Here is a 21098-nt window from a genome sequence, read left to right as displayed (position 1 = left end):
TCCGTGACACCATCGGCACCGAGGGTGGCCGGATTGACTGGGAATCCGGGCAGAGAACGAGGGGATCGGCTGTGACGGAGCACAAAACCGGCGGCGAGCTGACCCTCGGCGGGCTGCGCGTCCACGAGCGGCTGACCCGGGAGGAGCCGGAGCTGATCGCGCGGGTGCTGACGCGCATCCAGGAGCAGGTCGCCGACTACCGGCGGCTCCCGGTCGAGGAGCTGGCCGGCGACATCGCGCGGATCACGCGGCAGGCGGTGCGCGCGTTCGCCCGGAGCCTGCGCGAGGACCGGCAGCTCAACGACGCCGAGCTGCGGCAGATCGGCGCGTCGGCGGTGCGCCGGGCCGAAGAGGGCTTCCCGCTGGAGGCCGTGCTGACCGCGTACCACGTCGGCGCGCGAGAGATCTTCGCCGTCGGCTCGGCGGAGTCGGGCAGCGCGGACGTCGCGGACCTCCTCGAGGTCGCCGACCGGGTGCTCGCGTTCGTCGGCACCATCACCGGCGCCGTCACGCGGGGCTACCTGGAGGAGCTGCGCACGAAGGTCGGCCAGGAGCACACCGCCCGCCGGACGCTGCTGTCGGTGCTGGTGGACGGCGGCCCGGTCGACGGCGTCGCCCGCAGCGCCGGCATCACGCTGCCGGCGCGGTACCTGGTGCTGAGCGTCGAGCTGGGGCCGCACGCCGACGAGGCGTCCCCCGGCGTCGACGCGGGGATCGCGGTCCGCCGCAAGCTGCGGCGGTTCCTGGCGGCGTTCGAGCAGTCCTGCGGCGAGGGCGTCCTGGCGTCGCTGGACGGGCCGGGCGGGCTGGTGCTGCTGCCGCTGGCCGGCCGGCTGGCCGACGTGGCGGAGTGGCGTCCGGTGGTGGACACGGCCGGCCGCGCGGCGGGGGTCGACGTGCTGGCCGCGGCCGAGACGGCGGCGCCGTCCGAGGTCAGGCTCGTGGCCGCGCGGACGGGTGAGGTCCTGGAGGTGCTGCGCTGGTTCGGGCGGCCGCCGGGGCTGTACCGGCTGGACGACGTGCTGGTGGAGTACCAGCTGACCCGCCCGGGCGAGGCCCGCGACCGGCTCGCGGCGGTACTGGCACCGCTGGACGCGCACCCGGAGCTGATCGAGACGGTGTCGGCGTACCTGGAGCTGGACACGAACCGCCGCCGCACGGCGGCCCGCCTGCACGTCCACCCGAACACGGTCGACTACCGGCTGCGGAGGGTGCGGGATTTGACGGGGATCGACCCGCTGCACCCGGCGGGGTTGCCGCGGATCATCGCCGCGTTGGCGGCGCGACGGGCTTCGGAACCGCGGCGGGGGTGAGGGCTTTGCGGCCTCGGGGGGGCCTCCCGCGGGTCATCGCGGCTTGGGGGCTGGTCGGGGTGAGGGCTCGCGGCCTCGGGCTGGGCGCATCTCGGCTCGGCGGCTTGGCGCCCGTGACCGGGGCCGGCCTCGGCGGGCCTCCCGATCCCGCCGAGGCCGGCCGCCCCGCCGCCGCTGAGGGCCGCGAGAAAGCCCGTCAACCCACCGGACTCACCGTTCGCGGCGCTTCGACCGCGGCCGGTCGGCGAGGCGCGGGCACCCGAACCGGCACCCGCGGCCGTGCGCGAGCGAGCAACCCCACCACGACAGCCGCGCCCAGCACGCCCGCCGTCAGCGCCGATGCCGTGTCGAACCGCAGCTCTCCCGCCCGGCCGAGCACGAACCCCGAGTCCAGCGCCCACGCCACCACCGCGACCCCGATCGCGGCGGTGACCGAGCTCCACACCACCGTCAGCAGCACCACCGGCACGAGCGTGACCAGCGCGTACCACGGCTGGCGCGTCGCACCGGCGACGTCCGCCAGCACCACCGCGACCACCGCCGCCACGCAGCCGAACGGGAACCCGAAGCCACCACTCATGCCGTCCAGCGAAGCCGCCGGGAACCGCACGAGCGTGGTCCAGGACACATTCCCTACGCCCGGGCCCCCGGATCTTGACGCGCTATTGACCCGTCACGCGCCCGATCGCGTCGACCAGCGTCGGCCACACCGCGCGCGGCAGGTTGTGCCCCATTCCCGGGATCACCACCAGCTCCGCGCCGGGGATCGCCTCCGCCGTCGCCTTGCCGCCGCTGACGTTGATCAGCGGGTCGGCGTCGCCGTGCACGACCAGCGCCGGCAGCCGCACCGAGCGCAGCCCGGACGTGCGGTCGCCCGACGCCACCACCGCCGCCGCGTGGCGCAGCGTGCCCACCGGGTGGCGGGCGCGGTCGTAGTGCAGGGCCGCCTTGGCCAGCAGGAACGCCTCGTCGTCCGGGTAGCCGGGGGAGCCGAGCCGCCGGTAGCCCTCGACGCTGTCGGCGATCGCCTGCTCGCGGGTGGACGCCGGCGGGCGCGCCAGCAGCCCCAGCGCCCACGGCTCGGCCTGCCCGACCGACGGGTCGCCGGTGGTCGACATGATCGACGTGACCGACAGCAGCCGGTCCGGGTGGTCGATCGCCAGCTGCTGCACGATCATCCCGCCCATCGACGCCCCCACGACGTGGGCCCGCGCGATGCCGAGCGCGTCGAACAGCCCGACGGCGTCGTCGGCCAGGTCCGAGAGCAGGTACGGCGCCGTCGCCAGGTCGCCGGCGGCCAGCGCGGCCAGGTCCGGGGCGGGCAGGTGGTCGAGCCACGTCGAGAGCCCGACGTCCCGGTTGTCGTAGCGGACCACGAAGAACCCGCGCCCGGCGAGCAGCTCGCAGAAGCCGTCCTCCCAGGTGATCATCTGGGCGCCGAGACCCATCACCAGCACCAGCGGCGGATCGCCCGGATCGCCGAAGGTGTCGTATTCGAGCTCGAGACCGTTGGCCTGTGCGCGTGCCATGTCCCGATCCTGCCGTACCCCCGCGGCGCTGGCACCGGTCCCACCCGTGCGGTTACCGTTACCTCCCATGCCGACCTCATCCTCGGGTACGGGCCAGCGCCCCCGGTCGCGGGCCGCGGCGGGACTGCCGGCGCTCACGGCCGACCGGATCATCGACGCCGCGACGGCCCTGACCGCCGAACGCGGCCTCGACAACTGGACGCTGCGGGAGCTCGCGCGTGCGGTCGAGGCCTATCCCGCGGTGATCTACCACCACGTCGGCGACCGGGACGCGGTGGTCAACGCCGTCGTCGACCGGGTGGTCGGCCTGCTGGAGCTGCCCGCCGACGACCTGCCGTGGCAGGCCTGGTTCACCGCGCTGCTGGCTTCGCTGCGGGAGCTGCTGCGCACGTACCCGGGCTGCGCGCGGCGGCTCGCGCTGTTCGGGCCGTCGGTGCAGGCGGCCACGCGCAGCATCGACGCCGGCGTCGGCGTGCTGCTGAGGGCGGGCTTCGGCCGCGAAAGCGTGCTGGCGTACAACCTGCTGCTGATGACCGCGTGCCAGTTCGTCGCGATGGAGGACGACCGCGACGGCGCGCTCGCGCTGCGGATCGACAACACCGAGGAGTACGCGACCTACCGCGAGCGGGCCGACCTGCCGGGGATGGCCGAGCTCGGCGCGGCGATGCACGACCTGATGGGCGATCCCGACCTCGCGGCGGGCTACTACGCGCAGCTGTACGACTACGCGGTCGGCCGGTGCCTCGACGGGCTCGCCTGCCGCCTCGCCGAGCTGGGCGGATCGGGGTTGACAGCGACTTGACAGCGCTCCGGCGTACCGTGGACGTGCGTCGGCGGTTCGCCCGCCGACCCGGAGCCCCTGGCGCCCTCCTCCCCCTCGTGGCGCCGGGGGCTTCGGTCTATTCCGGACCGTTTCGCTGCGCCGGTTCCGCCTGGATCGCCGGGAAGATCTCGCCGACGAGCGTGACGAGCGATTTGGACAGCAGCAGGTGTACCTGGGCGCGGGTCAGCGATCCGCGCACGAGCCATTCCCGGCCGGCGGACTTCACCATCCCGCCGAACGCGCGCACGAGCGCGTTGAGTTCCGGGCCGTGCTCGCTCGCGCTGGACAGGCCGACGGCTTCGAGCACGCGGTCGGCGGATTCGCGGTCGGCCTCTTCGAGGATGCGTTCGACTTCGAGGTCGCGCCCGATGCCTTCCGGCGCGATCGCGGCGAGCCACATCCGCTCCTGGCTGGTGACCATGTCGAGGAACCACTCGATGGCGACGTCGGCACGCAGTTCGAGCGGCCCGTCGGGCAGGATTTCCACGGCCAGCCGCGGCACGGTCAGCGCGCGGCGGATGATTTCCAGGTACAGCTCGCGTTTCGTGCCGAAGTAGTGGTTGATCAACCCCCGCGCGACACCGGCGGCCGCGGCGATGTCCGAAGTGGACACTTCGGAGTAGGGGCGTTCACCGAACAGCCGCGCCGCGCAAGCGTAGATCTGTTCCTTCCGTTCGTCCGGTTCCAGTCTTCGCCATCTCGGCGCCGGCTCGGTGTTCATGGTCTTATCGTCGCACGCGAGGTGGGGCGGGGCAGGGCAATGGGCACGATGTCGGACCCGATGGCACGATCGGGGCACGCTCAGTCCGGCAGCGTGATCGGCGCGAGGTCGTCGAACAGGTCCCCCGGCCCCGGGTTCACCGGATCGGTTGCCCCGCCGAAGTGGTGCAGCACGCCCCACACCGCGTTCAGTGCCGTCTGGACCGCGCCCTCCGCCCAGCCCGCCGTCCACGACACGTCGTCGCCCGCCAGGAACAGCCCGCGGTGCCGCTCCTCCAAAGCGTCCTGCATGAAGTGCGTGAACAGCCGGTGCTGGTAGCGGTAGTGCCCGGGCAGGTTCGCCTTGAACGCGCCCATGAAGTGCGGCTCCGCCTCCCACGACACCGTCACCGGGTCGCCGATGATGTGGCGCCGGACGTCCACCCCCGGGTAGATCTCGCGCAGCGAGCCCAGCATCACCTCGACGCGCTCGCCCACCGACAGCGGCAGCCACTTCAGCGAGTCGTCGGCCCACGTGTACGACAGGCAGATCACCGCCGGTGAGTCGGGCGAAGAGCCCAGCAGGTATGTCCCGCGCGGCATGCGGTCGGTGAGCGTCATGCTCATCGTGTCGCGGCCGGTCGCCGGGTCGGGGTCGAGCCAGAACGGCCGGTCCACCGGCACGAACACCTTCGACGACTCCATGTAGTGCGTGCGCTCGATCGCCGTCCAGTGGTCGATCGGGAACAGGGCTTCGTCGCATTCGATCTTGGACAGCAGCATCCAGCTCTGCGCCGTGAACACCGCCGCCGGGTACGTCCGGATGTGCCCGGCCGCGTCGGTCACCGTGATGTTGTTCGGCGCCGTCCGGTGCAGCCGCGTGACGCCCGGGCGTGGTCCGCCTTCGTGCAGCGACGCCAACGACGTTCCGGCGGGCCAGAAAGCCATGCCGGCCGGCGCGTGTTCCCACAGCCGCAACGGCAGCTGCCTGCTGCCGCCGACGATGCTGCGGTGCTCGTCGTCGGCTCCGGTGTAGACGACGCGCAGGATCTCCAGGATGGAGTTGGGGAAGTCGGTGTCCCAGCCACCGGTGCCGAAGCCGACCTGGCCGAAGATCTCGCGGTGGCGGAAGGAGGCGAACGCGGGGGAGTCGCAGAGGAAGCCGTAGAACGTCTGGTTGTCCAGCCGCGGGACGAGCTCGTTCCACAGCCGCTTGATCGTCTTCGCGTCGCGGTCGCGGATCGCCGTCTGCATTTCGGCGAACGACGCGTGCTCGGCCAGCGTCCGGTCCCACGCCGCGGCGACGTCGCGGAACACCGCGGGCAGGTCCTCGGGCGTGCGCGCGTAGTGGCTCTGTCCCTTGAGGTCGACGACGGTGCTCGGCGTCCCCGGCGCCAGCGGGTTCGGGAACGGCGTCGTTTCGAGGCCGACCTTGTCGATGTAGTGGAACAACGCGGTCGACGCGGGCGGGAAGCGCATCGCGCCCATCTCGGCGACGACGTCGTCCGGGCAGCCGGGGAACCGCACCGTGCGCAGCCGGCCGCCGATCTCCGCGATTTCGTGGACCACCGGCCGCAGACCCAGCTTCATCAGCTCGTACGCGGTGACGATCCCGGACAGGCCGCCGCCGATCACGGCGACCTCGGTGCCGTACCGCTCGGCCGGGATCGCGCCCAGGCCGGCCGGGTGGGCGAGGTAGTCGTCGTAGGCGAACGGGAAGTCGGGGCCGAACATGGTGATCGGGCGGCCCGCCGGTTCGTCGTGGTGGATCGCGGTCGGGACGGCGGAGGTCATGCGGTGGTTCCTCGGTACAGTTCGGGCCGCCGGTCGGCCAGGTGGGTGTTCTCCAGCCGGGACGCGGCGAGCGCTTCCCGGGTCACGTCGGCGGTGATCAGCGCCGGGCCGGAGCCGGCGCGGGTGAGCACTTCGCCGGTCGGGGCCACGATGCAGGAGCGGCCGCAGTAGGTCAGCTCCTGTTCGACGTCACAACGGTTGGCGTAGGCAACGAACAGCTGGCTTTCGTAGGCCCGCGCCGGCACCAGCGTGTCCGCGACCAGCTCGTACGGGCTCATCAACGCGGTCGGCACGACCAGCAGCTCGGTGCCGGCCAGCGCGTGCGCGCGGACCAGCTCGGGGAACTCGACGTCGTAGCAGATCAGCAGCCCGACCCGGACCCCGCCGACGTCGGCCTGCACCACCGGCTCGTCGCCCGGGGTGAACCACTTCTTGTCGAGGTCGCCGAACAGGTGCGTCTTGCGGTAGTTCGCGAGCCGCCGGCCGGTGGCGTCGATCAGCTGGACGCTGTTGTACACAGCGGAACCGTCGGTCTCCGGGTAGCCGTAAACGAGCGCGGCACCGGTTTTCCTCGCCAGCGCGGCCATCCGGGTCGCGGTGGGTCCATCGGCGGGTTCGGCGAGTTCGTGCGTGCGCGCGCCGATGTGGTAGCCGGTCGTGCCCAGCTCCGCGGTGACGACGAGGTCGGCGTCGAGCCGGGGCAGGTCGGCGAGCGGGCCCTGGTGGATCGCGACCCTCATGCCAGCCTCGACCGCCGGATGCCGTAGCCGAAGTAGATCAGCAGGCCCAGTGCCATCCAGCCGCCGAAGACGACCCAGGTGGCGCCGTCGAGGCTGACCATCATGTAGCCGCAGCAGAGCACACCGAGGAGCGGCGTCACCGGCGAGAACGGCACGCGGAACGAGCGCGGCCGGCCGGGCCGGCGCCGCCGCAGCAGCAGGACGGCGATGTTGACCAGCAGGAACGCGAACAGCGTCCCGATGCTGGTGGCGTCGGCGAGCTTGCCCAGCGGGATGAAGGCGGCCAGGACGGCGACGAAGGCCGACACGACGAGCGTGTTGATCCGCGGCGAGCCGGACTTTGCGTCCACTTTGGACAAGGACCTCGGCACGAGGCCGTCGCGGGACATCGCGAACAGGATGCGCGTCTGTCCGTAGAGGACGGTCAGCACGACGCTGGAGATCGCCACGATCGCGCCGACGGCGAGCAGCCCGGCCCAGAAGGGATTGCCCGAGACGACGCTCAGCACGTGCGACAGCGCGGCTTCCTGGCCGTCGAACTGCTGCCACGGCAGGGCGCCGACGGCGGCCACGGCGACGAGGCAGTAGAGCACGGTGACGATGCCGAGCGAGAGCAGGATCGCCCGCGGCAGGTCACGCTGCGGGTTCTTCGCCTCCTCGCCCGCGGTCGACGCCGCGTCGAACCCGATGTAGGAGAAGAACAGCTTGGCGCCGCCCGCGCTCACCCCGGCCAGGCCGAGCGGCAGGAAGGGCGTGAAGTTCTTCGCCCGCACGGCGGTGAACGCGATCGCGCAGAACAGCACCAGCGTGCCGATCTTCACCGCGACCATGACGGCGTTGGCCCGCGCGCTCTCCTTCGCGCCGGACAGCAGCAGGACCATCGCCAGGACCACGACGACGATCGCGGGCACGTTGACCACTCCGCCCGAGCCCGGCGGCCGGCTCAGCGCGTCCGGGATGGCGAAGCCGAAGGCCAGCCGCAACAGCTCGTTGAGGTACTGCCCCCACCCGACGGCGACCGACGCCACCGAGACGCCGTATTCGAGGACCAGGCACCAGCCGCAGACCCAGGCGACCAGCTCGCCGAGCGTGGCGTACGCGTAGGAGTAGGACGAACCGGACAGCGGGATCATGCCGGCGAGCTCGGCGTAGGAGAGCGCGGAGAACAGCGCGGTGACCCCGGCGAGCACGAACGACAGCACCACCGCCGGCCCGGCCACCGGGACGGCTTCGCCCAGCACCACGAAGATGCCGCTGCCCAGCGTCGCGCCGATGCTCAGCGTGGTGAGCTGCCCGAGCCCGAGCGACCGCTTCAACGTGCCGTGCTCACTTTCGGCGACCAGATCGGCGACCGGTTTCCGCCGCACCGTCGCGGCCCGCAGATTCATGCCGACGACGGTATCGGCCGTCTTGAGCGCACAAAACAGGACAACGTTGCGCGTACAGATGAATCACAGGTGATTCATTGCACAAGCCGAACGAATCATGGCGAATCGTTCCGTCGGCTACTCGGCGGCCGGGAGCAGCAGCGTGAACGTCGGTGGCGCCGGCTTGCTCAGCCGCAGCCGGCCGCCCTCGGCTTCGGCGAGGCTGCGGGCCAGGCGCAGCCCGATCCCGTTCCCGCTGGTCGCGGCCGCGAACGGGTCGGTCTCGCCGAGGTCGGGACCTTCGTCGGCGACGTCGATGGCGAGCGTGTCGCCGGCGTCGCGGGCCACCACCGTCACGGTGCCCCGCCCGTGCGTCACCGCGTTGTCCAGCAGCACGCCGAGCACCTGCCGGACGGCCGCGGCCGCCACCCGGGCCGGCGGCGGGTCCTGCCGGACGATCCGCAGCGCCCGCCCGCGCGGTGCCAGCAGGGCGTCGCCGGACTGCCGGAGTTCGTCGAGGAGGGCGTCGAGGTCGAGTTCCGCCCGGGGCGCCCGGCGCTCGCGGCCCAGTGCCAGCAGGTCGTCGATCGTGCGCTCCAGCCGGTCGGCGGACGCGATCCCGGCGCGGATCGCCGCGTACGGGTCGGCGGCCGGCGTCTGCAAGGCGGCTTCGAGTTGCAGGCGCAACCCGGTCAGCGGGGTCCGCAGCTGGTGCGACGCCTCCGCGGAGAACGCGCGCTCGCGCTCGAGGGTCTCGCCGATCCGGGCGGCCGTGGAATCGAGCGCCTCGCCGACCTGGTCGATCTCGGCGATGCCCGCCCGCGGTGACCGGGCGGTGAAGTCGCCGTCGCCGAGGCGTTCGGCCGCGGCGGCGAGCTCCTCCATGGGCGTGACCAGCCGTTTGGTGGACCGGCGGGCCATCAGCCAGCTCAGCCCGGTCGTCGCGACCGCGAGCCCGGCCATGCCGAGCCAGGTCAGGATGATCCGCATCCGCAGGTCCGACATCGGCAGCGCGGCGCGGACGACGCCGGTCACCCGGGGCCCGCTGACCACCGGCACCGCCAGCGCCAGTTCGTCGCCTTCGCGGCCGAGGGCGACGTCCACCGTCGCCTTGGCTGCCTGCCGCTCGACCGGCCCGGCGACGGCGGGCCCGTGCCCGGCGAGCAGCCGCCCGTCCGGGGCGTAGATCGCGACTTCGCCGCCGGTTTCGTCGTCTTCCCGGTCGAGCGGGGGCACGGCAGGCTGCCGCCCGGCGTTCAGGTCTTCCGACACGGTGAGCGCGGTGGCGTCCGCGGCCCGCTCCAGGTCGCCCTTCACGTCGTCGTGGTAGTACTGCCACACCGCGAAGCCCAGCGGCAGCGCGAACAGCAGGGTGGCGACGAGTGCGGCCAGCACCGTCAGCGTGGTGATCCGGCGGCGCACGCCTCAGCCCTCGGCGAGGGTCCGCGTCGGATCCTCCAGCCGGTAGCCGTGGCCGCGCAGGGTGGCGATCCGGGGCACCTCGTCGCCGGGCCCGGCCGCCGACGCGAGCTTGCGGCGCACCGCCGCGATGTGCACGTCCAGGGTCTTCGTGGAGCCGTACCAGTGCGCGTCCCAGACCTCGGACATCAGCGTCTCGCGGCTGACGGCGATCCCGGGCTGCTCGGCCAGCCGCGCCAGCAGGTCGAACTCCTTCGCCCGCAGCACGACCTCGCGCCCGCCCAGGGTGGCGCGGCGGCCGGCGATGTCGACGGTCAGCCCGCCGACGGTCACCGGCGGCCGGGCCCCGGCCGGCGCGCCGCGGCGCAGGTGCGCGCGCACCCGGGCCAGCAGCTCGCCCAGCCGGATCGGCTTGGTGAGGTAGTCGTCGGCACCGGCGTCGAGGCCGACGACGACGTCCATCTCCTCCTGCCGGGCGGTGAGGATGACCAGCACGGTGGCGGGCAGGGCGGTCCGCAGGCGACGGCAGACCTCGACGCCGTCGAGGTCGGGCAGGCCGAGGTCGAGCAGCACGAGGTCGAATTCGCCGGCCTCGGCGGCCTGCAGGGCGCTGCGGCCGTCGCGGCGCCAGCACACCTGGTAACCGTGCAGTCGCAGGGTCGATTCGAGCACGCTGCCGATCGCCGCGTCGTCTTCCACCACCAGCAGGTTCGGCATGCGGGGAGCCTAACCAACGCGCCACCGGATGCCCGACGACTGTGGGCTATTCCGCCCGTGTCCCGAGGCCGATCTGCGATATCCGCAGCGAAGCCCCGGCGACGGCTTCGGTAAACGCAGCGACTTCGGCGGGGCCGAACCGGCTGCTGGGTCCGGTGACCGCGAGCGCCGCCAGCACGCGCCCGTCGCCGTCGTGCACGGGCGCGGCGACGCTGGACGCGCCCGCCTCCGGCTCGCCGTGGCTGACCGCCGCCCCCTCGGCACCGTCGAGCACGCGCCCGGCGGCCCCGAAGCCGAGCGGCAGCTCGTCGCCGACCCGCCCGACGTGCCGGATGGCCAGCGGTCCCTCCTGCTGCGCCACGCAGACCAGCACGGACGTGCTGCGGACGTAGAGGTTCACGGTCTCGCGGCATTCCCGGGCGAGGTCGCGCAGCACCTGCCGGACCGGCTCGGGCAGCTGCCACGCGGTGTTCGCCAGCTGGGCCCACCGGAGCATCCCGGGCCCCACGGTGATCCGCCCGTCCGGCCGGGTCCAGAGCAGGCCGCGCTGTTCGCAGGTGGCGACCAGCCGCAGCACGGTCGTCTTCGCCAGGCCGCTGGCGGTGGTGAGGTCCTTGACCGCCCAGGTCCGGCGGTGTTCGGTGAAGAGGGCGAGCAGGTCGAAGGCGCGGAGCACGCTTCGGACCGATCCGTCGTCGTTGTGGGTCATCGCGCGACCTCCCCAGTCCGCTAGACGGACCGAGTGTACCGCGGGGTGGACCGGTTCAGGCCACGTGTCGCTCGAACGCCGCAATGGTCTCGGCCAGCACCTCCGCTCCCGGCCGCGCCCACAGCCGCGCGTTGAAGACCTCCACCTCGATCGGCCCCGCGTACCCCGCCGCCTCCACCGCGGCGCGCAGGTGGCGGTGGTCGATCGGCCCGTCGCCCGGCAACGCGCGCCCCAGCAGCGGGTCCGGGAGCGGCACCAGCACGTCGCACACGTGGAACCCGGCGATCCGCCCGGCCGCCGCGGCGATCGACGCCTCGATCCGCGGGTCCCACCACACGTGGAACTCGTCGACGACCACCCCCACCTGCTCCGCCGGGTGCTCGGCGGCGATCGCCAGCGCCTGGTCCACAGTGGACAGCACCGACCGGTCCGCGCACTGCATCGGGTGCAGCGGCTCCAGGCCGAGCCGCACGCCGCGTTCCCCGGCGTACGGTGCCAGCTCGCCCACGGCGTCCGCGACCCGCTGCCGGGACGCGGCGAGGTCGTTGCCCGCGATCCCGCCCACGACCAGCACGAGCACCTCGGCGCCCAGCGCGGCCGCCTCGTCGATCGCCTCGCGGGTCCGCGCCACACCGTCCACAGGGGACCCTTCCGGCGTCACGCCGGTGAAGAACCCGCCGCGGCACAACGACGACACGCGCACCCCGTGCGCCTTCAGCAGGCGCGCGGCCTCGTCGACGCCGGTTTCGGCGACCTTGTCCCGCCAGAGCCCGATCCAGCCGACGCCGGCCGCGGCGCAGCCCGCCACCGCCTCCGGCAGCGACCAGGCCTTGGTGGTGATCTGGTTGAGGCTGAACCGCGGGTCCATCACGCCACCCCCGCCACCCGCAGCAGCGGCCGCATCCGGGCGACGGCCAGGTCGGGGTCGGCGAGCACGCCCGCCGCGTCGGCCAGCCGCAACAGCGTGGCCAGGTGGGTGATCGTGCGCGCCGACTCGCTGCCGGCGAGCATCCGGAAGTGCTCCTGATGGCCGTTCAGGTACGCCAGGAAGACGACGCCGGTCTTGTAGTGCCGGGTCGGGGCGCGGAAGATCTCGCGCGCCAGCGGCACGGTCGGGTCGAGCAGGGCGGCGAACCCGGCGCGGTCGCCGTCGTCCAGGCGGCGCAGCGCGGCCGCGGCCACCGGGGCGATCGGGTCGAAGATCCCCAGCAGGGCCTCGCTGTGGCCCTGCTCGTCGCCCGCGATGAGCCGCGGGTAGTGGAAGTCGTCGCCGGTGTAGCAGGCGACGCCGGCCGGCAGCGCGCGCCGGAACTCGGTCTCGACTTCCGCGTCCAGCACCGAGACCTTGACCCCGGCGACCGTGCCCGCGTGCTCGGCGCAGAGCGCGGCCAGCTCCCGGGCCGCCGCGCGGACGTCGTGGTGGCCCCAGTAGCCGGCCAGCGCCGGGTCGAACTGCTCGCCCAGCCAGTGCAGCAGGACCGGGCCGCTCGCCCCGGACAGCACCTTGCCGTAGGCCGCGTGGTAGTCGTCCGGGCCCTTCGCCGCCGCGGCCAGCGCCCGGCTCGCCATGACGACCGGGACCGCGCCCGCACCGCCCACCAGGTCCAGCTGCGCGCGCCAGGCGTCCACAATGGACGACGGCGTGGCCGGGCCGGGAGGCAGCTGGTCGGTGCCGACGCCCGCGCACCACCGGCGGCCGGCGGCGATCGCCCCGGTGCGCGTCACGAGTTCCCGGGTGGCCGGCCAGTCGAGGCCCATGCCGCGCTGCGCGGTGTCCATCGCCTCCGCGACGCCAAGCCCGCACGCCCAGAGGTGCTCGCGGAACGCCAGGGTGGTGTCCCAGTCGAGCACGTCGGGTTCGTCGGCGAGCGCGTCCACGACGACGTGCGCGGCGGCGTAGGCGATCCGCGACGACGGTGGGGTGCCCGGCGGCCCGGGCCGCGGCGGGCCGGACGGCGACCAGTTCACGAGCCCGCCGCCGGGAACCGGGAGCACGAGCATCGGCTGACCTCCGCAGTCTCGGAAAGCGCTTTCTCGAATCCACGGTAGGGCCTGCGCCGAAAGGCGACAAGGCCCGGCCGGGGGTCAGCGCCTGGGGCGCGCGGTGCTGTCCCGCAGGACGACTTCGCCGGAGAGCCGGACGGTCCGGGGCCGGCTGCCCGCGGACCCCTTGACCGCCAGGTCCATCGCCCGCTCGCCGAGCTCCTCCAGTGGCAGCCGGACTGTGGTCAGCGCCGGGGCGAGGTCCCGGACCACCGGGATGTCGTCGAAACCGGCGACCGAGACGTCCCCGGGCACGGACAGGCCTTCCTCCCGCAACGCCGTCATCGCGCCGATCGCCATCACGTCGGTGACGGCGAAGAGGCAGGTCGGCAGCTTGCGCTTGCGGCCGGCGAGCAGCCGCTTCGTCGCCTCGTAGCCGCCGTCGCGGGTGAACGCGCCCTCGATGACGTCGTCTTCGCGCAGGGTGATGCCGTGCTCGGCGAGCGCGTCGGTGAACCCGGCCAGCCGGTCGATGACGGTGCTCAGCTTCCGCGGCCCGGCCAGCACGGCGAACCGCTTGTGGCCGAGCCCGACGAGCGCCTTCGCCAGCTCGGCGGCGCCGCCCTTGTTGTCCGGCTGCACGGTGTCGATCTTGAGCCCGCGGTGCCTGCTGACCGCCGCGACCTGCCCGCCGCCGCGGCGGTAGGGCTCGAGCTCGGCGGCCATCGCGCGTTCCCAGGCGCGGTCCTCGAACGCCGAGCCGATGAGCAGGATCGCCGCGGCCCGCTGCGCGCGCAGCGTCGAGACGTAGGCGACCTCGCGGTCCGGGTCGCGGAAGGTGCCGGCCAGCATGACGAGCAGCCCGTTGTCGGTGGCGACCCGCATCACCCCGCCGGCGATCGCCGCGAAGTACGGGTCGCTGACGTCGTGGCAGATCACGCCGACCGTGCGGTGGGTGCCCCCGGCGAGCGCCTGCGCGTGCGCGTTCGGGGCGTAGGCCAGCTCGGCCGCGGCGGCGGAAACGCGCTCCCTCAGGTCGGCGCGGACGGACGCGGTGCCGTTGAGCACCCGCGACGCCGTCGCGAGCGAGACGTTCGCGCTGCGTGCCACGTCTTCGAGTGTCACGTGCGGCCGGGCCTTCATGGCTGGCTCCTCCAAGATCGGTCTCGAGTGTCTCGGCGTGCTCGGTCGGTGCAATCTACTGGGCGGGGGGTGGGCCGGGAGAAGCCGCTGGCCGGGGGACCTGACCCGTTCGAGTGAATTGCGCGGGAAGCTTCGCGGCCGCGGGTTTGTCGTAAACAAGGAGTACCTTCAAATGGTTTGTACGCCACTGCAGTTACGACCGCGAAAGGACCACGCATGCTGTTCGGTGACGAGCACGTCCGCCGCTACGAGGAGACCGACGGTGAGGTCGGCCACGACTGGAAGGACGGTGTCCCGACGCTCGTGCTCACCACGAAGGGCCGCAAGACCGGGCAGGACCGCAAGTTCGCCCTGATCTACCAGGAGGTCGACGGCAACCCGGTGATCGTGGCCTCCAAGGGCGGCGCGCCGAAGCACCCCGGCTGGTACCTCAACCTCGTCGAGAACCCCGAGGTCGGCGTGCAGGTGAAGGCGGACAAGTTCCGGGCCCGCGCCCGCACGGCCGAGGGCGAGGAACGCGCGAAGCTGTGGGAGAAGCTGGCCGCCGTCTGGCCGGACTACGACAACTACGCGAAGAAGACGGACCGCGAGATTCCTGTCGTGGTGCTCGAGCGACTGTGATCTGCGCCGCGTTCCGCGCGTGCTAGGGCCGATCCGGCCGGCCGTGGGCTACGAATGACACTCATGGACCGCTGGACCGCCCTGGACACCGAAGGTGAGCTGCTCACCCGACGCCAGATGATCGCCTACGGCCGGCGCTTCGCCCGCGCCGGCCGGGGCGCCTGGTACAGCTTCGCGATCGAGGTCGTCTGGCAGTTCCTCGCCCAGACGACCCGCTTCCGGGTGCGGGGTTCGCACCACATCCCGAAGACCGGCGGCGTGCTGGTGGCGTCCAACCACCTGTCGTTCGCCGACCCGACGACGCTGACGGCGTTCTGCCTCGCCGCCGGCCGCGTCCCGCGGTACCTGGCCAAGGCGTCGCTGTGGAACCTCCCGGTGGTCGGCCGCGTGATGCGCTCCGGGCGCCACATCCCGGTGTACCGCGGCGCGGCGACGGCCGCCGAGGCCTACCGCGACCTGGTCGCGTCCGTGCGGGCCGGCGAGTGCGTCGCGGTCTTCCCGGAAGGCACGTTCTCGAAGGACCCGGACGGCTGGCCGATGCGCGGCAAGACGGGCATCGTGCGCGCCGCGCTCGAGACCGGCGCGCCGGTGGTCCCGGTGGCCAACTGGGGCACCCACCACCTGCTGCCGTCGACGGCGTGGTTCCCGCGCGCGTTTCCCCGCAAGACCGTCGAGCTGGTCGCCGGGCCGCCGGTCGACCTGTCCGACCTGCGTGACCGGCCGCTCACCCGCGAGGTGCTGGAGGAGGCGACGGCCCGGATCATGGGCGAGGTGACGGCGCTGCTGGAGGAGATCCGCGGCGAGGAACGCCCCGCCGCGGCGTGAGGTCCGCGTCACCCCGCCCCGACCTGCCGGAAGGGGTAGTTTCGGCTCATGAGTGCACAACACTTTGATGTCGTGGTCCTGGGGGCCGGGGTCGGCGGCTACGTCGCGGCGATCCGCGCGTCGCAGCTGGGGCTGAGCGCCGCGGTGGTCGAGGAGAAGTACTGGGGCGGCGTCTGCCTGAACGTCGGGTGCATCCCGTCGAAGGCGCTGCTGCGCAACGCCGAGCTGGCGCACGTGGTGACGCAGGAGGCGAAGGCGTTCGGGATCTCGTCCGACAGCCCGATCCGGGTGGACTACACGGCCGCCTACGAGCGGAGCCGGAAGGTCGCCGACGGGCGCGTCAAGGGCGTGCACTTCCTGATGAAGAAGAACAAGATCACCGAGTTCGACGGGCACGGCACCTTCGTCGACGACCACACCCTCGAGGTGAACGGCTCGCGGATCACGTTCGACCACTGCATCATCGCCACGGGTGCCACCACGCGGCTGCTGCCCGGGACGTCGCGCAGCTCGCGGGTCGTCACCTACGAAGAGCAGATCCTCTCCAGTGAGCTGCCGTCGAGCATCGTGATCGCCGGCGCCGGTGCCATCGGCGTCGAATTCGCCTACGTGCTGCACAACTACGGCGTCGACGTCACGATCGTCGAGTTCCTCGACCGGATGGTGCCGCTGGAGGACGCCGAGGTTTCGGCCGAGCTCGCGCGACGGTACCGGAAGCTCGGGATCAAGGTGCTGACTTCGACCCGGGTGGAATCCATCGACGAGTCCGGCTCGTCGGTGCGGGTCACTGTTTCGTCGGAGAAGAACGGGAAGCAGGTCCTCGAGGCCGAGAAGGTGCTGCAGGCGATCGGGTTCCAGCCGCGGGTCGAGGGCTACGGGCTCGAGAAGACGGGGGTGGCGCTGACCGACCGCGGCGCCATCGCGATCGACGGCCGCGGGCGGACCAACGTGCCGCACATCTTCGCGATCGGTGACGTGACCGCGAAGCTGATGCTCGCCCATGCTTCCGAGTCCATGGGGGTGGTGGCCGCGGAGACCATCGCCGGGGTCGAGACCATGGAGCTCGACTTCCCGATGATCCCCCGGGCGACCTACTGCCAGCCGCAGATCGCCAGCTTCGGGTGGACCGAGGAGCAGGCCCGGGAGAAGGGCTTCGACGTGAAGGTGGCCAAGTTCCCCTTCACGGCCAACGGAAAGGCCCAGGGCCTCGGGGACGCCGGCGGTTTCGTGAAGCTGATCAGCGACGCGAAGTACGGCGAGCTGATCGGCGGGCACCTCATCGGGCCGGACGTCACGGAGCTGCTGCCGGAGCTGACGTTGGCCCAGCAGTGGGATTTGACGGTGCACGAGGTGTCGCGCAACGTCCACGCGCACCCGACGCTGGGCGAAGCGGTCAAGGAAGCGGTGCACGGCCTTGCCGGCCACATGATCAACATGTAGGGATGTCGAAGCGGAGCTCCGGCCGTTCCCAGCGGACCTTCGGCGGTCTCGGTGGGATCGTGCCGGTGCGCCGCGCCCCCATGCGGAGGTAGAACTCCAGCGCCGGCGGGTGTGCGACGACGCGGACGCTGTCCAGCCCGCGGGCTTGCGCTTCGCCTCGGATGTGGTCGACCAGCCGGCGGCCGACGCCCAGCCCCTGGGCGGCGTCGGCCACGAAGAGCAGGTCGAGTTCCGCGCCGGTGAGCGCGTAGAAGCCGAGCAGCTCCTCGCCGGACATCGCCACGAAAGTCGGATTGTCCGCGATGTAGGCCGGCGTGACCTCGTAGCCGTCCAGGATGGACGCGTACTCGCCTTGGTACGCCGAGGAAGCGTGCATCAGGGCGGTGAGCGCGCCGGCCTGGGCGGTCGTCGCGCGGCGGATCTCGGCCATGGGCGCAGCCTACGATGGCGCCATGACGGACCTCGACCGGCTCCGCGGCCTCCTGGTGCGCAACGAAGTCCTCGTCACGGTGCTGGACCGCGCGCGGGCCTGCGACCTGCCGCACTGGTACCTCACGGCGGGGTGCGTCGTGCAGACCGTGTGGAACGCCCTGACCGGGCGGGACGCCGGACACGGCATCGAGGACTACGACCTCTTCTACCACAATCCCGCCGATCCGAGCTGGGCGGCCGAAGACCGGGTCATCCGGATGGTCGCCGACGCGTGCCGCGACCTGCCCGTCGAGGTCGAAGTGCGCAACGAAGCCCGGGTGCACCTGTGGTACGAAGCCAAGTTCGGCGTTCCCTGCCCGCCCTTCGCGAGCACCGAGGCGGCGATCGACGCCTTTCCCGCCGTCTGCTCGTGCGTCGGGGTGCGGATCGGGCGGGACGGCTCCTGGCACCTCCACGCCCCGTACGGGCTCGACGACCTCTTCGGCCTCGTCGTCCGGCCCAACCCCGTGCTCGCGCCGCGGGAGGTCTTCGAACGCAAGGCCGCCCGCTGGAAAGCGCGCTGGCCCGAACTGACCGTCTTGACTTCAAGGTAACTCGAAGTATCAGACTGGCGGCATGAAAGCCGTTGCCTTCACCGAATTCGGTGGCCCCGAAGTGCTCCGCGTTCTCGACCTGCCCGAGCCGCACGCCGGGCCGGGGGAGGTTCGCGTGCGCGTGAAAGCCGCCGGGGTACAGCCCTTCGACGCCGCCGTCCGTGCCGGGTGGGAGCCGCCGCACCTTTCGCTCGGCTGGCCGCGCGTTCCCGGCAACGAGTTCGCCGGCGTCGTCGACGAAGGCGAGCTCGAGCCCGGTACCGAGGTGCTCGGCTTCACCGCCGTGCAAGCCGCCGCCGAGTACATCGTCGTCCCCGCCACCGACGTCACGCCGAAGCCGCCCGAAATGCCGTGGGACGTGGCCGGCGGGTTCACCGCCGGTACGCAGACCGCGTCGATCGCGCTGGAAGTGCTCCGCCTCCGGGAAGGCGAGACGCTGCTCGTCCACGCCGCCGCCGGATCCGTCGGCACCGCCGCCGTTCAGCTCGCGAAGCTCATGGGTGCCACCGTCGTCGGCACCGCGAGCGAGGCCAACCAGGACTACCTCCGCGAGCTGGGTGCCACACCCGTCGTCTACGGGCCGGGGTTGCGCGACCGCCTCGCGCCGCTGGGGATCGACGTCGTGCTCGACGGGGCCGGCGGGGAAGCGCTCGACGTTTCACTCGAACTGGTGAGGGACCGGACGCGGATCCTCACCCTCGTCGACCACGACCGGGCCGCGGATCTCGGCGTGCTCGTCTCGAAGTCCGGACGCTCTGCGGCGCGGCTCGCGGAGCTGGCCGCGCTCTATGCGAAAGGTGACTTGCGGTTCCACGTGCGCCGTGCGTACCCGTACACCGAGGCTGTGGCCGCGCACCGGGAAATCGAGACCGGGCACGGCCGGGGAAAAATCGTTCTCATGTTTCCCTGATCGTTCCAGCATGTGGGCAACCGGACCTTCCCGACTTTGGTCGGTGGACCACCGCGCGGTCACTCCTTAGATTCTCCCCATTACACCCGGTTGGGTGTCATACGGCCGAGTGCCTTCAGGGAGAAATCGATGGTGAGATTCAGCCGGGTCGCCGCGCACGCGGTTCCGCTGACGGTCGGCGCGCTGCTGCTGACCACGGGGGTTTCCGCGGCGCAGCCGTCCACCGTGGACGCGGCGGCCGCGCGCACCGAGGCGGGCATCAACGCGCTGCAGGGCATCAAGAAGAGCCTGACCCCCGCCGAGCGCAAGCAATCGAGCCAGCTCGTCGTCGAGAAGCGGTTGCGGGCCGACCGTTCCCTGGCCGCGAAGCTGCCCGACTACCGCTCCGGCGTCGGCGTCAGCGCGGCCGGCACCGTCGCGGTCGACATCGCCGCGACCCGTGACGAGGCCGTCGCGAAGGCCGTCAGGGCCGCCGGCGGCACCGTCCGCTACGCCGCGGGTGGCGCCGTCCGCGCCGACCTGCCGCTGTCCGCCGTGGACGGGATCGCCGGCCGCGCCGACGTCGCCGAGGTCCGGCCCGCCGCGCAGGCGACCACCTGGAGCGAGCCGGGCAACCGGGACTTCCGCCAGGCGCTGGCCGCCGCGACCCAGGTGTCCGAAGGCGACAAGGCGCACGGCGCCGACACCGCCCGCACCACCTACGGCGTCAGCGGATCCGGGGTCAAGGTCTGCGTCCTCTCCGACGGCGTCGACTCGCTGGCGAAGTCCCAGAGCGCCGGTGAACTGCCCACTGTGGACGTCCTGTCCGGCCAGAAGGGCAGCGGCGACGAGGGCACCGCGATGCTGGAGATCATCCACGACCTCGCGCCGAACGCCGCCCTCGGCTTCGCCACCGCGTTCACCAGCGAGGCGAGCTTCGCCGCGAACATCCGCGCGCTGCGGACCACCGGCCACTGCACGATCATCGTCGACGACGTGTCCTACTTCGACGAGTCGCCGTTCCAGGACACGCAGGTCGCGCAGGCGGTCAACGACGTCACCGCGGCCGGCGTCCTGTACTTCTCCTCGGCGGGCAACTCGGGCAACGCGACCGACGGCACGAGCGGTTACTACGAGGGCGACTTCCGCGCGTCGTCGTCGAAGATCAGCGGCGTCACCGGCACCCCGCACGACTTCGACCCCAGCAGCACGACCCAGAACTTCGACGCGCTTTCGGCGGGCTCGCTCGGCCGCCCGGTGACGCTGTTCTGGTCCGACCCGTGGGGCAAGTCCGCCAACGACTACGACCTGTTCATCCTCAACTCCTCGGGCAGCGTCGTGGCCTCCAGCGAGAACGGCCAGTCCGGCGCGCAGAACCCGTACGAGATCGCTACGGTGCCTTCTTCGGGCTCCGGCTACAAGGTCGCGGTGGTCAAGTACAGCGGCGCCGACCGGTTCATCGCGCTGAACGTCATCCGCGGCCGGTTCGTGGCCTCGGGTTCGCTCAAGGCGTTCAGCACCAACGGTGTCACGAACGGCCACTCGGCGGCGGCCAACGCGTTCAGCGTGGCGGCGGCCCCGGCGGCGGGCGCGTTCACCCGGCCGCTGGAGACCGGTGACCCGGCCAACCCGGCCGGCCCGTACCCGGGCCAGTACACGGCGTCGAGCAAGTGGGAGCGCTTCTCCTCCGACGGCAAGCGTCACCTGTTCTACAACGCGGACGGCACGGCGATCACGCCGGGCAACGTGTCCTCGACGGGCGGCACGACCCGCAACAAGCCGGACATCACGGCGGCGGACGGCGTGGCGACGTCGGTGACGGGCTTCCAGCCATTCTACGGCACATCGGCGGCGGCCCCGCACGCGGCGGCGATCGCGGCGCTGCTGCTGTCGGGCAAGCCGACGGCGACGCCGGCGGAGATCCGGTCGGCGCTGGTGTCCTCGGCGATCGACCTGGGCACGCCCGGCTTCGACACGGTGACCGGCAACGGCGTGATCATGGCCGGCCCGGCCTTGGCCGCGCTGGGTGTCCAGCCGAAGTAGGTTTCTCGCGGCGGGGTCC

21 protein-coding genes are annotated in these 21098 nt (G+C 72.4%); 8 read left to right on the top strand and 13 right to left on the bottom strand.

The features are described 5' to 3' along the window. Positions 1 to 71: 71 nt before the first annotated feature. Complete coding sequence (locus AB0J40_RS39615; protein WP_364464333.1) at positions 72 to 1313, top strand: helix-turn-helix domain-containing protein; 1242 nt, start codon at positions 72 to 74, stop codon at positions 1311 to 1313. Positions 1314 to 1509: 196 nt separating this feature from the next. Here the strand turns inward: AB0J40_RS39615 and AB0J40_RS39610 are convergent, their stop codons facing one another. Both AB0J40_RS39610 and AB0J40_RS39605 read right to left on the bottom strand, forming a co-directional pair. Beyond that, positions 1510 to 1941: a hypothetical protein gene (locus tag AB0J40_RS39610; RefSeq protein WP_364464330.1), complete on the bottom strand. Its 432-nt coding sequence runs from the start codon at positions 1939 to 1941 to the stop codon at positions 1510 to 1512. Between the two features lie 34 nt (positions 1942 to 1975). Further along, positions 1976 to 2842 carry an alpha/beta hydrolase gene (locus AB0J40_RS39605; protein ID WP_364464327.1) on the bottom strand — a complete coding sequence of 289 codons (867 nt, stop codon included), beginning with the start codon at positions 2840 to 2842 and terminating at the stop codon, positions 1976 to 1978. A 67-nt stretch (positions 2843 to 2909) separates the two neighbouring features. On the opposite strand from AB0J40_RS39605, the gene AB0J40_RS39600 reads away from it, so the two are divergent. Continuing rightward, positions 2910 to 3644 (top strand): helix-turn-helix domain-containing protein, encoded by a 735-nt coding sequence (locus AB0J40_RS39600; RefSeq protein WP_364464324.1) that lies wholly within the window; start codon positions 2910 to 2912, stop codon positions 3642 to 3644. A 97-nt stretch (positions 3645 to 3741) separates the two neighbouring features. Here AB0J40_RS39600 and AB0J40_RS39595 read toward each other — a convergent pair whose 3' ends face one another. The 10 genes from AB0J40_RS39595 to AB0J40_RS39550 form a co-directional block, all read right to left on the bottom strand. Beyond that, a complete protein-coding gene (locus AB0J40_RS39595) occupies positions 3742 to 4386 on the bottom strand; it encodes a TetR/AcrR family transcriptional regulator (protein WP_364464321.1) in 645 nt (214 codons plus the stop codon). An 80-nt stretch (positions 4387 to 4466) separates the two neighbouring features. Further along, positions 4467 to 6158 (bottom strand): NAD(P)/FAD-dependent oxidoreductase, encoded by a 1692-nt coding sequence (locus AB0J40_RS39590; protein ID WP_364464318.1) that lies wholly within the window; start codon positions 6156 to 6158, stop codon positions 4467 to 4469. Beyond that, positions 6155 to 6898 (bottom strand): carbon-nitrogen hydrolase family protein, encoded by a 744-nt coding sequence (locus AB0J40_RS39585; protein WP_364464315.1) that lies wholly within the window; start codon positions 6896 to 6898, stop codon positions 6155 to 6157. Before AB0J40_RS39585 ends, AB0J40_RS39590 begins: the two co-directional genes overlap by 4 nt. Then, positions 6895 to 8286: an amino acid permease gene (locus AB0J40_RS39580; RefSeq protein WP_364464312.1), complete on the bottom strand. Its 1392-nt coding sequence runs from the start codon at positions 8284 to 8286 to the stop codon at positions 6895 to 6897. The genes AB0J40_RS39585 and AB0J40_RS39580 overlap by 4 nt, the downstream gene beginning before the upstream one ends. A 117-nt stretch (positions 8287 to 8403) precedes the next feature. Further along, positions 8404 to 9687 carry a HAMP domain-containing sensor histidine kinase gene (locus AB0J40_RS39575; protein ID WP_364464309.1) on the bottom strand — a complete coding sequence of 428 codons (1284 nt, stop codon included), beginning with the start codon at positions 9685 to 9687 and terminating at the stop codon, positions 8404 to 8406. Positions 9688 to 9690: 3 nt separating this feature from the next. Continuing rightward, positions 9691 to 10401: a response regulator transcription factor gene (locus AB0J40_RS39570; RefSeq protein ID WP_364464306.1), complete on the bottom strand. Its 711-nt coding sequence runs from the start codon at positions 10399 to 10401 to the stop codon at positions 9691 to 9693. Between the two features lie 46 nt (positions 10402 to 10447). Next, positions 10448 to 11110 carry an IclR family transcriptional regulator gene (locus AB0J40_RS39565; RefSeq protein WP_364464303.1) on the bottom strand — a complete coding sequence of 221 codons (663 nt, stop codon included), beginning with the start codon at positions 11108 to 11110 and terminating at the stop codon, positions 10448 to 10450. 55 nt (positions 11111 to 11165) lie between these two features. Next, complete coding sequence (locus AB0J40_RS39560) at positions 11166 to 11978, bottom strand: sugar phosphate isomerase/epimerase family protein (protein ID WP_364464300.1); 813 nt, start codon at positions 11976 to 11978, stop codon at positions 11166 to 11168. Further along, positions 11978 to 13111 (bottom strand): DUF993 family protein, encoded by a 1134-nt coding sequence (locus tag AB0J40_RS39555; protein ID WP_364464297.1) that lies wholly within the window; start codon positions 13109 to 13111, stop codon positions 11978 to 11980. Before AB0J40_RS39555 ends, AB0J40_RS39560 begins: the two co-directional genes overlap by 1 nt. A gap of 84 nt (positions 13112 to 13195) precedes the next feature. Then, the gene (locus tag AB0J40_RS39550; protein WP_364464295.1) at positions 13196 to 14236 is read right to left on the bottom strand and encodes a LacI family DNA-binding transcriptional regulator; all 1041 of its coding nucleotides are present in this window, start codon (positions 14234 to 14236) and stop codon (positions 13196 to 13198) included. A 216-nt stretch (positions 14237 to 14452) separates the two neighbouring features. On the opposite strand from AB0J40_RS39550, the gene AB0J40_RS39545 reads away from it, so the two are divergent. From AB0J40_RS39545 to lpdA, 3 genes are all read left to right on the top strand, one after another. Beyond that, positions 14453 to 14857: a nitroreductase family deazaflavin-dependent oxidoreductase gene (locus AB0J40_RS39545; RefSeq protein WP_364464293.1), complete on the top strand. Its 405-nt coding sequence runs from the start codon at positions 14453 to 14455 to the stop codon at positions 14855 to 14857. A 63-nt stretch (positions 14858 to 14920) separates the two neighbouring features. Continuing rightward, positions 14921 to 15682, top strand: coding sequence for a lysophospholipid acyltransferase family protein (locus tag AB0J40_RS39540; RefSeq protein WP_364464290.1), 762 nt, complete (start codon positions 14921 to 14923; stop codon positions 15680 to 15682). A 48-nt stretch (positions 15683 to 15730) separates the two neighbouring features. Then, a complete protein-coding gene (gene lpdA / locus AB0J40_RS39535; RefSeq protein ID WP_364464288.1) occupies positions 15731 to 17122 on the top strand; it encodes a dihydrolipoyl dehydrogenase in 1392 nt (463 codons plus the stop codon). Here the strand turns inward: lpdA and AB0J40_RS39530 are convergent. Next, positions 17112 to 17552 (bottom strand): GNAT family N-acetyltransferase, encoded by a 441-nt coding sequence (locus AB0J40_RS39530; protein ID WP_364464285.1) that lies wholly within the window; start codon positions 17550 to 17552, stop codon positions 17112 to 17114. The genes lpdA and AB0J40_RS39530 overlap by 11 nt on opposite strands. A 22-nt stretch (positions 17553 to 17574) precedes the next feature. Here AB0J40_RS39530 and AB0J40_RS39525 point away from each other — a divergent pair, with 22 nt between their 5' ends. The 3 genes from AB0J40_RS39525 (at position 17575) to AB0J40_RS39515 (ending at position 21079) form a co-directional block, all read left to right on the top strand. Further along, a complete protein-coding gene (locus AB0J40_RS39525; protein ID WP_364464283.1) occupies positions 17575 to 18147 on the top strand; it encodes a nucleotidyltransferase family protein in 573 nt (190 codons plus the stop codon). A gap of 22 nt (positions 18148 to 18169) precedes the next feature. After that, positions 18170 to 19057: an NADP-dependent oxidoreductase gene (locus AB0J40_RS39520; protein ID WP_364464280.1), complete on the top strand. Its 888-nt coding sequence runs from the start codon at positions 18170 to 18172 to the stop codon at positions 19055 to 19057. A gap of 129 nt (positions 19058 to 19186) precedes the next feature. Next, positions 19187 to 21079 carry a S8 family serine peptidase gene (locus tag AB0J40_RS39515; protein ID WP_364464277.1) on the top strand — a complete coding sequence of 631 codons (1893 nt, stop codon included), beginning with the start codon at positions 19187 to 19189 and terminating at the stop codon, positions 21077 to 21079. Positions 21080 to 21098 lie beyond the last annotated feature (19 nt).

This window comes from Amycolatopsis sp. NPDC049691, from assembly GCF_040675005.1.
Taxonomy (GTDB): Bacteria; Actinomycetota; Actinomycetes; order Mycobacteriales; family Pseudonocardiaceae; genus Amycolatopsis.
Note: the sequence above shows the minus strand (reverse complement) of the source record. Positions and strands in the feature narration are given on the sequence as shown.

Bases quoted from the DNA above. Each gene is read 5' to 3' on its own strand.
- AB0J40_RS39605 (WP_364464327.1), bottom strand. From the start codon at position 2,842: ATGGCACGCGCACAGGCCAACGGTCTCGAGCTCGAATACGACACCTTC.
- AB0J40_RS39600 (WP_364464324.1), top strand. From the start codon at position 2,910: ATGCCGACCTCATCCTCGGGTACGGGCCAGCGCCCCCGGTCGCGGGCC.
- AB0J40_RS39595 (WP_364464321.1), bottom strand. From the start codon at position 4,386: ATGAACACCGAGCCGGCGCCGAGATGGCGAAGACTGGAACCGGACGAA.
- AB0J40_RS39590 (WP_364464318.1), bottom strand. From the start codon at position 6,158: ATGACCTCCGCCGTCCCGACCGCGATCCACCACGACGAACCGGCGGGC.
- AB0J40_RS39585 (WP_364464315.1), bottom strand. From the start codon at position 6,898: ATGAGGGTCGCGATCCACCAGGGCCCGCTCGCCGACCTGCCCCGGCTC.
- AB0J40_RS39580 (WP_364464312.1), bottom strand. From the start codon at position 8,286: ATGAATCTGCGGGCCGCGACGGTGCGGCGGAAACCGGTCGCCGATCTG.
- AB0J40_RS39570 (WP_364464306.1), bottom strand. From the start codon at position 10,401: ATGCCGAACCTGCTGGTGGTGGAAGACGACGCGGCGATCGGCAGCGTG.
- AB0J40_RS39565 (WP_364464303.1), bottom strand. From the start codon at position 11,110: ATGACCCACAACGACGACGGATCGGTCCGAAGCGTGCTCCGCGCCTTC.
- AB0J40_RS39560 (WP_364464300.1), bottom strand. From the start codon at position 11,978: ATGGACCCGCGGTTCAGCCTCAACCAGATCACCACCAAGGCCTGGTCG.
- AB0J40_RS39555 (WP_364464297.1), bottom strand. From the start codon at position 13,111: ATGCTCGTGCTCCCGGTTCCCGGCGGCGGGCTCGTGAACTGGTCGCCG.
- AB0J40_RS39550 (WP_364464295.1), bottom strand. From the start codon at position 14,236: ATGAAGGCCCGGCCGCACGTGACACTCGAAGACGTGGCACGCAGCGCG.
- AB0J40_RS39545 (WP_364464293.1), top strand. From the start codon at position 14,453: ATGCTGTTCGGTGACGAGCACGTCCGCCGCTACGAGGAGACCGACGGT.
- AB0J40_RS39540 (WP_364464290.1), top strand. From the start codon at position 14,921: ATGGACCGCTGGACCGCCCTGGACACCGAAGGTGAGCTGCTCACCCGA.
- lpdA (WP_364464288.1), top strand. From the start codon at position 15,731: ATGAGTGCACAACACTTTGATGTCGTGGTCCTGGGGGCCGGGGTCGGC.
- AB0J40_RS39530 (WP_364464285.1), bottom strand. From the start codon at position 17,552: ATGGCCGAGATCCGCCGCGCGACGACCGCCCAGGCCGGCGCGCTCACC.
- AB0J40_RS39525 (WP_364464283.1), top strand. From the start codon at position 17,575: ATGACGGACCTCGACCGGCTCCGCGGCCTCCTGGTGCGCAACGAAGTC.
- AB0J40_RS39520 (WP_364464280.1), top strand. From the start codon at position 18,170: ATGAAAGCCGTTGCCTTCACCGAATTCGGTGGCCCCGAAGTGCTCCGC.
- AB0J40_RS39515 (WP_364464277.1), top strand. From the start codon at position 19,187: ATGGTGAGATTCAGCCGGGTCGCCGCGCACGCGGTTCCGCTGACGGTC.